Here is a 10,864-nt window from a genome sequence, read left to right as displayed (position 1 = left end):
GAATTTAAAAAAGCTGCCGCCTGCAAAATACAGACAGCAGCTTCAATAAGTTAGCTAACCTTTTTATAATTGTCCTTTACAAAGGGTACATTTTAGTTCGATTTATGAACGGAATGTCGCCTTTCTTTACGATCTATCTTACTTTTTTTCTGTCATTAAAGTTATGATTCGTTTCATATTGACGGCGAATATGGCCATCGCACCTTGCATATGCATGCCAACCAGACCCGAAGATGATGCTACATCATACCCGTGTCGGTGTTTTAATTCACATTCTTGGCTTCTATTTTATAGCGTTCTTTTGCCTTCTCTTTGAAGTATTCACTTTCTTGGAATACTTGCTGTGCACTATGCTCTGCTGATTTAATGCTTACCGAATAGCTTTTTGTTTTTGCCCCTTCTTTATAACAACCCTCTTTCAAAGGACGTTGTCTACATTTACTAATATCAAAGTAATAGGTATCTACTTGGTTTTTCCCTACATCTTTCCTCCCTTGACGTGCTTTCGAATCGCCATATGTCCAGCCTTACAAACATACATTCCTGCATCTTTATTGAACTCAAATTCATCTTCCTTTTTTCGTGCTCCTTGCGTGATCATTGGATTTAACTTAGATACTAATTGTAATTCATTCTGGTTAGCATACTGGATATTATCTTCTCTGAATAGGCTGCATCTCCGATAACCCTATCGATTTCCATTCCGGTTTGGCGACTTTTTTCAATTAAGGTTTGAAGTTGTTTCCCATCATTTTTTTCACCTGTCGTTATTACTGCAGCTGTAATGATACGTTCTTCGTTCATTGCAATATGTGTTTTATAACCAAAGAAAGATGAGTCTGCCGTTTTGTGACCTACACGTGCATCTGGGTCATTGGAAAGTTGCAGGCGCTCATGGTGATCAGTTACGATTTCTTTCAAATAATTCAGCTTTTCCTTTACCTTGGGATATTCACGGATGGCATCCTCTTTTTCCACGGCATCTATGACCTTTTGGCAATAGTCCAGTTCATCTTCCAATTCGTTCGTTGTCGTTTTCGCTGGGAATTTATCTTTCATCTTTTCATCGATTTGATAAACTGCCTTTCGTAGCAGTTTAGACTTCTCCATTAAAATCTCTTGGGGAGATTTTTGATTGTAACGTGCTTTCGAATGTGTGGCGTCCACAATAATCGCACTGCTTTTTATGATTTCTTTCTCTAATGCAACTTCGACTGTTTTATGAATAAGCATGTCTAGCAGGTTCATATCTTTCAAGCGAAGCTTACGAAACTTCGTTAGTGAACTGGGATTGATGACCTGATCTTCTGGTGCCATATCTAAAAAGTATTTGAAAGACATGTCATATTTGGATCGTTCTACGACATCCACATCGGATACATCAAAAATAGATTTCAACAGTAAATATTTGAACATACGAATGGGGGGGGACTGCGTTCCGACCGTTATCGAGGCAATATTTATTCTGTAATTCTTCATGGACAAAAGAGAAATCGACGAGCTCATTGATTTGACGTAGCATATTATCTTTAGGCACAACGATATCGTAAATGGCTATGTATGGACTTAGATTAAGAGTTTGTTGGTTTGGAATCATCACGAACACCCACCTAGATTTGATACCTTTATTATACGAAAGACAGGCATCCTTTGCACAAATAGATTGTGTGAAGGATGCCTGAAAACTAGAATAATGTATCAAGTTCGAAGAAGCCAAGAGAACGGAATTGTCCTGAAGAAGCGGTAGCGTTCGTCTACAAGCTTTCCTTTGGAAAGCTACTTCGAAAGCATATGCTTTGCTATCGGATTTCAACCGCTATTGAGGTTATATAATCAAGAAATCTGAGGGCAACAACGATCGTAAGGACAATCCGTTATCGTAACGGCCACACTAACAACTGTTTCTGGACTTTTTCAGTGGCCTCCTGCTCCATTGGGGGCTTTTTTTTATTTTATTTCTACGGTTAGTTTGAATTGTGCATGAGTTGGTTAACTACTATATGGGTTACCATCTTGTGAACCTTGGAACTTTAACTAATCTTAAACGTATCTTAACCTGTTACTAAGGTTCGGTGTTTAGAATATATATAACGCCTGATAACAAATGAAATACATATTGGAAAAGAGGTAACTTATGAACTCGAAACAAATTATTATTGTAGGTACCATGGTATTTGCTATCACGATCGGCGGATCTTCATGGAATAACATGATTAGTGCAAGTTCTATCACTAAATCCCTTAACACAATCACTCCTGTCTCGAATGACTTACTTGAAGTACTTGAGCTATCGTCAGATGATGAAATCCATGACGCCCTATATAATGGTAAGACACTAGCTGATATTGCGAAGGACAATGATGTAGATGTCCAGAATGTCATTGACTTACAGGTGGCCGAATTAACGGAACAACTCGACCTGCGTTTAGCTAACGGAAGTCTTACTCTTGAACAATACAAAGAACAAAAGTCGGAAGTTCGCGATATTATTACGAACAGCGCATATGGTTTGAATAACTAATAAGAGATTTATTATAATCATTCCAAAAAAGGTACTGACCACATAAGGTCAGTACCTTTTTCTTAAATAATATCCTACTTACGGCCATAGTCCGCTTTGATCTCTCCCCATTCTTGGGTTTGCCACTTGAGAACCTTATTATCATAGCTGTTAGTCTGTAACCATTGCAGAGCTCGATCCACCAATTCCCAGACTTCTTGAGTAGATTCATCACGCTCTAACGTTGTCGCCACATGCTTCTCTCTTACCCATTTCAGAGCCGTTCTGGAGTCGCTATATACGGTCTTGAGACTTCCCTCTTTTTTCAGAAAAGCAAGAGAATGAACCACGGCTAAGAATTCACCTAGGTTATTCGTACCTTTGCTTATAGGTCCATGTGCGAAAATGACCTCACCCGTCTGGGTGTTCACACCTCTATATTCTATCGGCCCTGGATTCCCTCGGGTCCCCACATCTACAGAGATGCTATTATAGTCAATCTCTTCATCGATTGTAGTTGAGCCTTTTCTACTTGTGGATTGCTTCTGCTTAGCGTCAGGCTGCTTCAGACCCCAATGCTTCTTCCACCCCTCCTTGTAAGCTTGTTCAGCATCCGCTTTTGAGCTATAAGACTTGAATTTTGCATCTTTAAATTTCGCTGTATGTTCTTGGCACTCTGCCCAAGTCGAATAAACTCCTGGTTTATTCCCTACCCATACCACATAATACTTTTGCTTAGCCACTTATGATTTCCTCCCGAACGTCTCTTATTCCTTACATTACGCAGGCCTGTTTAGTCCGATTATACCACAAGAAAATAACCTAATATATTTCAGTTGTTGACACCTCTTACCTTCAGTGTTATGTTGAACACAGATAGGCATTCCATGAATTTTTCATGGGGTGCCTATCTCTATTTTGAAATATTTTTTACATTTAATGTTAAAATGGTGGGAAGGAGGGCGATGCATCATGATTCAGGTGAAAGAGTTCACGGATACGGATACAGCTTATGCTGAGAAAAGAGCTAACGATTTCCTAGCCGATCTTGCAGATGATCAAGTCATTAATATTTGTTACGGGTCTACTATCAAATCAACACCATCTGGTACAGCCTATCAAAGAAGCACCATTCTCATTGTTTATAAGATAAATAAGTAAGACCTAGTAAGACGTGAAAGGGATGTAAACACTTGAAATTGCAATATAATTTACGAAAGATAGTAACGAATGAAAGATGCGAAAGTTTCTTCAAATTCATTTCTATCGCAGCTACGGCCTGTATTATCATTATCGCCATCGGTTATGCCATATATTATTTGAATAAATAACGGACATGATCTTAAACGCGTTAACCAATAACGGTCATTCACACAACAAAGCAGCCTTTGCCACAATCGCAAGGCTGCTTTGTTATCCTCATTTACATCTGTTTCTCAATTGAACCATAGTTCATATATTTGATTTCCTTTATCTTTACCGCGATCTTTCCAGAAGGAACATGAAGTTGGTAGGCTGCATCCTTTTTCTTCATCAGTAATTGAAGTCCTATTGGAGACAACCATGAGATTTTATTCTCATTCGGGTCTGACTCATGAGGAAAAACAATGATATATGATTCTGTAAACTTGTCCTCTACATATTGTAATTTCACCTGGCTGCCGATCAGGATAGTAGAATTTAAATGTTCTGGAATAAGTTCAGAAAGTATTCTTTCTAACGTTGCGCAATAGTCTGAAATAATCTGCTCCAGATGTTTTCTTTCCGGACTGGGCTCAGGGTAATATTGTTTCAAGACATGTTCTTTCTCTTCATCAAAGAAACAGAGTTGATGAACGAGTTGGCTCCTTGAGCCTTCTAGCAGTAAACTATGGCTCATAGTATATCTCCTCCCCTGTATGAGCCTTTACCACTAGAGCGTTCAAATTATGCTTTCTCATCCCTTTTCCTCCTCATAAAAATATAGACCTCCGTATCAGGAGGTCTATAGTTATATTATCAAATCCTATCTGTTATAGCTAACATGGAATTCTAAATAGTTCCAAATCTGACGGAGCTATCTATTGATAGCATAAATATAAAATGTATGCGGGTCCTGGTTAGATACATTAAACCAAATCTCCCCATCTCCGACCATTACTCCTTTATAATTTACAAAAGTATTCTGAACCTTCTGATTCTTCAATGCCTTCTTCACCTGGTCTGTCATAATCTGATCATACTCGTTGATGAACTGTTGCTTGGTTTTAATGATCGCCGTCTTACCATTGCTATTCACATTAATAGGATAATTAACAAGCTCTGCAACCCCAGATTTATTCCCATCGGCAACACGTTTTTGAACTTTACTAAAAAAGGATTCAAATTCCTGTGGATAGTCAATCCCCGCTACCTCGTAACGATTCGTTGTTGTTACTCCCTCTCCAATCTGAACTGTTTTTGTGACATTATCCCATTTTACAGGTTGATCTAATGCCTTAGCCACAGCTCTGAGAGGTAAATAAGTCGTATTTTCAACCATAAAAGGTTCATTTTGACCTGTTAATTGAACATTTTTCCCGTTTACAACTACTTTGATATCGTTATATAATGCGTTAATTTTCTTAGATACTGGGCTAGCCCAAGCAGCAGATGAAGCAAGAATTAAACTCGTACCTATAACACCGACTACAAAACCTTTCACTTTATCCTTATTCATCATGAATGTCTCCTCCAAATATAATACTCTTATCCATCTGAGATATTAGGGTGTTGTGCGTTCAATCTATTTATAACCTTAGATCCATTTACCTAATCATCTTACTCTTAGACAACGCGAAGAACATACCCCCAATCAAGGTATGTTCTTCGCGTTTCATGGGAAAATAATTTAATCTATCTTAATCCGCTAGCCGACTTCCCCAGACAGCCACTCCTTCATCTGATAAAGCGCTGAACGTTAATACTTCAGCTGCTGATGTAAGTTCCCACTCACGTAAGAACACACCATAATACACTACTCCGTCTAGTGTTAATTCGACGCTCTGATCACCCATAAGCGTCCGAGTGCCACTAGCTTCACCTGAAATTTCGCCCTTATTATTCAATTGTCATCTAATTGTTTTCATAAAAAAAAGACACCCGATAGGTGTCATGTTATCAATCATACTTGCAATATCTGAAAAGGTTATTTGTTCTTTACGATCTCATCTATTTCACTTTTTAACAGCAGGTACCTATGAGCACTTCTCATGATCTGCATTTTGGTTAGGTTGTTTTTATCCACGTAAACTTTCATTTGGTCCTTAGATAAACCTAACAGATTCCCTGCTTCTGTAACTGTCAATACAACTTCATTACTTGTTTCGTTGAAAGTCTTTCTTAGCTTTTGATTCCAATCTTCGAATGCATGCATATATTTGCAACCTTTCTTGTTAGATCTGTATATGTCTATTATATCACGAACCACGTTTTCACGTTTCATTAACTTATTTAGATTTTATATATTTAAATAAAACCCTTTATAGGGGTTCATATCTCAATCAAACAATAAATAAGAGTATCGGCTATGGTAGTCGCTACTCTTATTATGAACGGGGAAACCCGCTTGTATTCTATTTGTTCATTTTACAGCTTCCATCTCTTTTTCCGAGGTTGAGGTTGTTCATAAGGTCATCTGTTCATCGCGCATTACCCTAGTGAATTGATTAAGCATTTGATCGAGCCTCTTGGACTGGTCTAGTACACGCTCATCCATAATACCACGCCTGATCGCCATCTGATTGAGTTTCCCTCTTTCCATTTCTGACTGTGTATCTGTATCTGTTACTGCTGATGTCGTCTTAGTCATCTCAGTCTCACTATTCATGGACTCATTATTGGATGAACTTACATTCTCATTATTTCCACAAGAACTTATTAGAAGCATCAATGACACGGTGGCAGTCATCATTCCCATGTTAGTCTTTTTCATAATGATACCTCCAAGTTTCGTTAAATCGTTAGTGACTATGAGGTGGTTCCTATTGTCTAACCGATCTGTACTTAGTATAGAGAAGCAAGCTTAACTGTATATGAATACCCACTGAATATTTGCTGAGTATTTGGAATACTCACCTCAAAGTGTATGTTATCCGATGGATAATCACAGTTAAGATACACATTACATTGACACACATAGTAATATAGTATACATTGTAATCCAGAGGTGAGCAACGTGAACAGCGGCAATATTAGTCCCGAATTAATCCGCGGACATGTAGATACGATTATTCTCCGTGTACTATGTGAGAGCGATAACTATGGATACGAAATTATAAAAGCAATCTCCAAATACAGTCAGGGAAATTATGAATTGAAAGAGCCCTCACTATACAGCAGCTTAAAAAGACTTGAATCACAGAAACTAATAACATCTTATTGGGGCGACGAGAGTCAAGGTGGGCGAAGAAAGTACTACGCAGTAACGCCTCTGGGAATTGAAACCTATGAAGCCAATGTTGCAGCTTGGAAGATCGCCAGAATCTTAATTGATCAACTTATAGAATAGGAGGATAAATCCTAATGAAACCATTACAACAACATGTCGAGCATTTATTCTCAGCATATAAAGAAAACCAACAGATAAAAGAACTGAAATATGAAATCTTATCGAATCTCGAGGCTAAAGTAACGGATTTAATAGAAGGTGGAATGACAAGAGATCAGGCGATCGCTATAGCCATCAGCAATATGGACTCCATTGAAGGTCTAATTGATGATCATCCCCAAATGTATATCCATCGATTTCAAGTCGAACTTGTACAGATCGCATTATTGTATACGCTAGTTGCGTGGATATTCACGATACCTCTTGGAATATTAGGTACAATAAGACCTATTAGCTATTTCTTGTTAGTGATCGTTCTTGTCCTTGGTGTGGTTTTCTTACTTTTAAATCGAATCAAAAATGATCATTGGCTGAACAAAGCTACTACTTATTCTATAGAATCCTGCTTACGATACAGAAGAATCACTTGGATTCTGTGGGGACTTTTCATGATTGTATCATTTACCGCTACAACGGCACTTCGGTTCGGAAGCAACATCTGGTTTATGCGACCCATACGCTTCGATGGGCCCTATCAATTTGCTGTCATGACCCTTCCCTATCTATTGCCTTTGATCTCCATCATCATTCCCTTAATATTCAACAGTGCTCTGAGAATCTTCCATAAATATGAGGTAGGTACGTCTTATGAAGATTAGAAATATTGTGATCCTTTGCTTGTTGTTTGTCGGTGTGGTGTCATTTGGAATCGTACAGGGGATAGTTACACCACAGCTGGCTGAGAATGCGGAAAAATATGCTGCAGATCAACAAAATCCTCTAACACATGATGTAACATCCGTGCTGAAATATCGTAGTAAATACATGGGCAACTTTTCAAATATTGCGAACCTTGTTGGCACATTGCCCTTAGGAAATATAGACAAAACGTTTCAACTGTTCCCCGACGTATTTACGTTAGAAATCAATTTCAAAGAAAGTAGTTCAACCCTCGATGTGAAGTACTTAGAGACATCATTGATATACAATGCTACTGTCCTGTTCTCTTTAATTGATAACCTTGATGCCATTCACTTTAGTTTTGAAGGAGACTCTTATAAAGTTATACGTAGTGATGTTGCACAGTGGTATGACGAGAACTTATCTACGCTAACTGATGAAGACACTTGGTATGAACGAGTTCAAAGCAAGCTTACGGATGAAGATTATGTATTCGATGGTATGGAGACCCTTTTCCTAAAGGATTAATAATAGGGTTCACTCAAGTTCACATCATTCCCAATTAAAACACTAGGAGAACCTCATGCAGCCATTTACGCAACAAGTCATTGATATAATACGAACTATACCTAAAGGCAAGGTCATGACCTACGGTCAGATCGCCAAATCTGCTGGAAGCCCACGTGGGGCCAGACAAGTTGTCCGCATTCTACACACGATGAGTCACACGTATGACCTCCCCTGGCATAGAGTGATCAACATCAAGGGTGAAATATCTATTCCGGATGATGAATCCCGTTTTCTCCAAAAGATATTACTCGAGGAAGAGGGCATTGAGACAAATACGGCAGGACGAATAGACCTATCCATCTATCGTCATGATGGATAGGTCTGTAACGTCGTTATAATTGGGTACGATAAATGATCTAGCCAAGTTCGCCGGAGTTTACCTATCCTTTGTATTAATGATGACTGCTGTTAGTGGATCAAGCGTGATCGAATGAGGTGTAAGTTTAAAGCCTAATTTCTTAGACACTTCTACCGTTCCCGCTTCGTTCTGATCTACTAAGACTTTTCCCACCGTTAAATCCTCTTGTAGTGTGAGCGTTCTTGTTCTGCTATCTGCATTCACAAATACATAGTAGTTACCTGTTCCATCTGTTGCGTGATTCTTATACCCGATCACAAGATCGCTTTCTTCCATTTCAGGCGCCTTGATCAAGGTAACGTTCGTGTTGATTAGTGTCTGATCACCTAGTCTAAATGCATTCGTAGACTTTCTCAGTGCCACTAACCCCTTTGTATATTCGCTCGTTGCATGGTTCACGGGATACCGAACGGCATCCGTCGCCTTCGCCCAATCAAACATATTAATCGCATCAGATGAGTCGAATGAATCATGAACGAAATATCCGAATATTTGACCCTTCTCATCATCAAATGCATCATATTTCTGTTCTGGCACACCAAATGTCTTCCATTGTTTCGTTCGGCCGTATTCTTGTCCAGCATGGAGGAACGCCGTTCCTTGAGAAGTTAAGATCAAAGTATTACCCAGTCTTATTCGTCTATGTATTTCTAGGTCGTTGCCTGGTATCGTAGGGTCTTTCTTGGTCGATTGTGCAATCACATCATACAACGTAAGATTGTCATGAGCCTCAATATATTGCACGATATCCCCCGGACTATCCGTGGGTATATTTGACGGCTGTGCTTTAATATTATTGAAAATGACAGAGATGTCTCTGGGTCCATCTGTAAGAAATCTGGGTTCACCTTCGAGCCCGTAACCTGACTTCAATTCATTTCTAATCTCATCGGAGAATACACCTACACTATCCGTTTTATCCATCCAGTCTTGGTCGGCAGCTTTACCTACAAGTGTTGGATCTGACAGATCTCCCTGGAAGGTCCGCCAGCCTTCCCCAATGAATAGAGCGTTGGCGTTGATCTCCGCTGCTGCATCGCAGGCTTCCTGCACAGCCTCGTAGGTTGCGTCGCCCATCATATCGAAGCGCATGCCGTCTATTTTGTATTCATCAAACCAATACTTCACGGAATCCACCATCAGTTTCTTCGCCATCTTACGATTGGTCGCTAGATTGTTTCCAAAACCACCAATAAATTTCCCCTCTGCATCTTGCCATGCATAATAATTCGGAACGATATCATTCAGAAAGTCTGCTAGAGCCATATGCGTGTATATTACGTCTAGGACGACACCCATTCCCGCTTCATGGATGGCATGAATCATTTCCTTCAGTTCTTTAACTCTTAACTCGGGATTTGTAGCGTCCTCAGAATATGCGCCATCGGGAGAAAAATAATGATGTGGATCGTATCCCCAGTTGTATTCATTATCTACAGCCGAGTACTCTAGTTCTCGATTCCCCATCGCAGCCTCGTCCCCATAATACCAAGCCATCACAGGAAGTAATTGAACATGGGTAACACCCAGCGTTCGGATATAATCGAGCTTATCTTTAAAAGCATTGAAGGATCCCCACCTCGCGTTCAAATCACCTTCAATAGAAGGATCTGCCGTAAAGTCCCTGATATGTATTTCCCAGATAATCGCATCGCATCTCGACTCGTACCCTTCAATACTCGCATAATCGAACTGATCAGGATTCGTCTCACTCAAATCAACGATTGCAGCTTTCCCAATAACATCTCCATCAGGACCCGGCTTCCCTGTTGTGTCCACTCTGCATATCGCCATTGATTTCGCATATGGATCGAGAACTTGTCTAGTCTCTCCGTTGTTGGTTACTTCATATTGATAGAAGAATCCTCGCAGATCTGTAACGCCTAGATCCACGGGTGCTAGCTCTACAGACCACACGCCCTTGTCTCCCAGCGTTAAATTAACACTTCCAATACGTCGTGAGGCATTCCCTTTGTCATAAATATTCGCTATAACCTTGCTTGCAATAGGAGCCCAAATTTTAAACGTTACCCCATCTTTCCTATACGTTGCTCCAAGATCGTCTCCCTCATAATGATACAATTCGTCGAGCAACTTCCAACCTTTAGAGCTAGGTACAGCTGTCTTATCAGTATCATGTGACATTTGCAATTCACTTCTCAATGATTGCCCCTCCATTCCATCGATC

The 10,864-nt window shown here is 39.7% G+C and carries 12 protein-coding genes and 2 pseudogenes; 6 read left to right on the top strand and 8 right to left on the bottom strand.

Annotated elements, in window-relative coordinates:
* Positions 1 to 138: 138 nt before the first annotated feature.
* A pseudogene (locus J2T13_RS22065) lies at positions 139 to 1,597 on the bottom strand (IS1182 family transposase).
* 537 nt (positions 1,598 to 2,134) lie between these two features.
* On the opposite strand from J2T13_RS22065, the gene J2T13_RS22060 reads away from it, so the two are divergent.
* Positions 2,135 to 2,521 (top strand): hypothetical protein, encoded by a 387-nt coding sequence (locus J2T13_RS22060; RefSeq protein ID WP_429374518.1) that lies wholly within the window; start codon positions 2,135 to 2,137, stop codon positions 2,519 to 2,521.
* Positions 2,522 to 2,595: 74 nt separating this feature from the next.
* Here the strand turns inward: J2T13_RS22060 and rnhA are convergent, their stop codons facing one another.
* Positions 2,596 to 3,243 (bottom strand): ribonuclease H, encoded by a 648-nt coding sequence (rnhA, locus tag J2T13_RS22055; RefSeq protein WP_429374517.1) that lies wholly within the window; start codon positions 3,241 to 3,243, stop codon positions 2,596 to 2,598.
* A 229-nt stretch (positions 3,244 to 3,472) separates the two neighbouring features.
* Between rnhA and J2T13_RS22050 the strand changes: the two genes are divergently transcribed.
* A complete protein-coding gene (locus tag J2T13_RS22050; RefSeq protein WP_429374516.1) occupies positions 3,473 to 3,661 on the top strand; it encodes a sporulation protein Cse60 in 189 nt (62 codons plus the stop codon).
* A 262-nt stretch (positions 3,662 to 3,923) separates the two neighbouring features.
* On the opposite strand, the gene J2T13_RS22045 is transcribed toward J2T13_RS22050, so the two are convergent.
* From J2T13_RS22045 to J2T13_RS22025, 5 genes are all read right to left on the bottom strand, one after another.
* Complete coding sequence (locus J2T13_RS22045) at positions 3,924 to 4,379, bottom strand: GreA/GreB family elongation factor (RefSeq protein WP_429374515.1); 456 nt, start codon at positions 4,377 to 4,379, stop codon at positions 3,924 to 3,926.
* 177 nt (positions 4,380 to 4,556) lie between these two features.
* On the bottom strand, positions 4,557 to 5,201 hold the full coding sequence (locus tag J2T13_RS22040; RefSeq protein WP_429374514.1) for a stalk domain-containing protein: 645 nt from the start codon (positions 5,199 to 5,201) through the stop codon (positions 4,557 to 4,559).
* Positions 5,202 to 5,379: 178 nt separating this feature from the next.
* On the bottom strand, positions 5,380 to 5,586 hold the full coding sequence (locus J2T13_RS22035) for a lipocalin-like domain-containing protein (protein WP_429374513.1): 207 nt from the start codon (positions 5,584 to 5,586) through the stop codon (positions 5,380 to 5,382).
* Between the two features lie 80 nt (positions 5,587 to 5,666).
* Positions 5,667 to 5,894, bottom strand: a complete 228-nt coding sequence (locus J2T13_RS22030; protein WP_429374512.1) for a DNA-binding protein — start codon at positions 5,892 to 5,894, stop codon at positions 5,667 to 5,669.
* Positions 5,895 to 6,143: 249 nt separating this feature from the next.
* A complete protein-coding gene (locus tag J2T13_RS22025) occupies positions 6,144 to 6,452 on the bottom strand; it encodes an aspartyl-phosphate phosphatase Spo0E family protein (RefSeq protein WP_429374511.1) in 309 nt (102 codons plus the stop codon).
* 243 nt (positions 6,453 to 6,695) lie between these two features.
* Here J2T13_RS22025 and J2T13_RS22020 point away from each other — a divergent pair, with 243 nt between their 5' ends.
* From J2T13_RS22020 to J2T13_RS22005, 4 genes are read left to right on the top strand one after another with little or no spacing between them, the layout of a single operon-like run.
* Positions 6,696 to 7,028 (top strand): PadR family transcriptional regulator, encoded by a 333-nt coding sequence (locus J2T13_RS22020; RefSeq protein WP_429374510.1) that lies wholly within the window; start codon positions 6,696 to 6,698, stop codon positions 7,026 to 7,028.
* A 14-nt stretch (positions 7,029 to 7,042) separates the two neighbouring features.
* A complete protein-coding gene (locus J2T13_RS22015) occupies positions 7,043 to 7,726 on the top strand; it encodes a permease prefix domain 1-containing protein (protein WP_429374509.1) in 684 nt (227 codons plus the stop codon).
* The gene (locus tag J2T13_RS22010) at positions 7,716 to 8,276 is read left to right on the top strand and encodes a DUF4825 domain-containing protein (RefSeq protein WP_429374508.1); all 561 of its coding nucleotides are present in this window, start codon (positions 7,716 to 7,718) and stop codon (positions 8,274 to 8,276) included. The genes J2T13_RS22015 and J2T13_RS22010 overlap by 11 nt, the downstream gene beginning before the upstream one ends.
* A gap of 55 nt (positions 8,277 to 8,331) precedes the next feature.
* A complete protein-coding gene (locus J2T13_RS22005) occupies positions 8,332 to 8,637 on the top strand; it encodes an MGMT family protein (RefSeq protein ID WP_429374507.1) in 306 nt (101 codons plus the stop codon).
* 57 nt (positions 8,638 to 8,694) lie between these two features.
* Here the strand turns inward: J2T13_RS22005 and J2T13_RS22000 are convergent.
* Positions 8,695 to 10,788: pseudogene (locus J2T13_RS22000) on the bottom strand (alpha-amylase family glycosyl hydrolase); the annotation flags it as partial.
* Positions 10,789 to 10,864: the final 76 nt, after the last annotated feature.

The sequence above is a fragment of the Paenibacillus sp. DS2015 genome (genome assembly GCF_050433705.1).
GTDB lineage: Bacteria > Bacillota > Bacilli > Paenibacillales > Paenibacillaceae > Paenibacillus_AQ.
The sequence above is the reverse complement of the archived record's forward strand: the minus strand, read 5'-3'. Positions and strand labels throughout refer to the sequence as shown.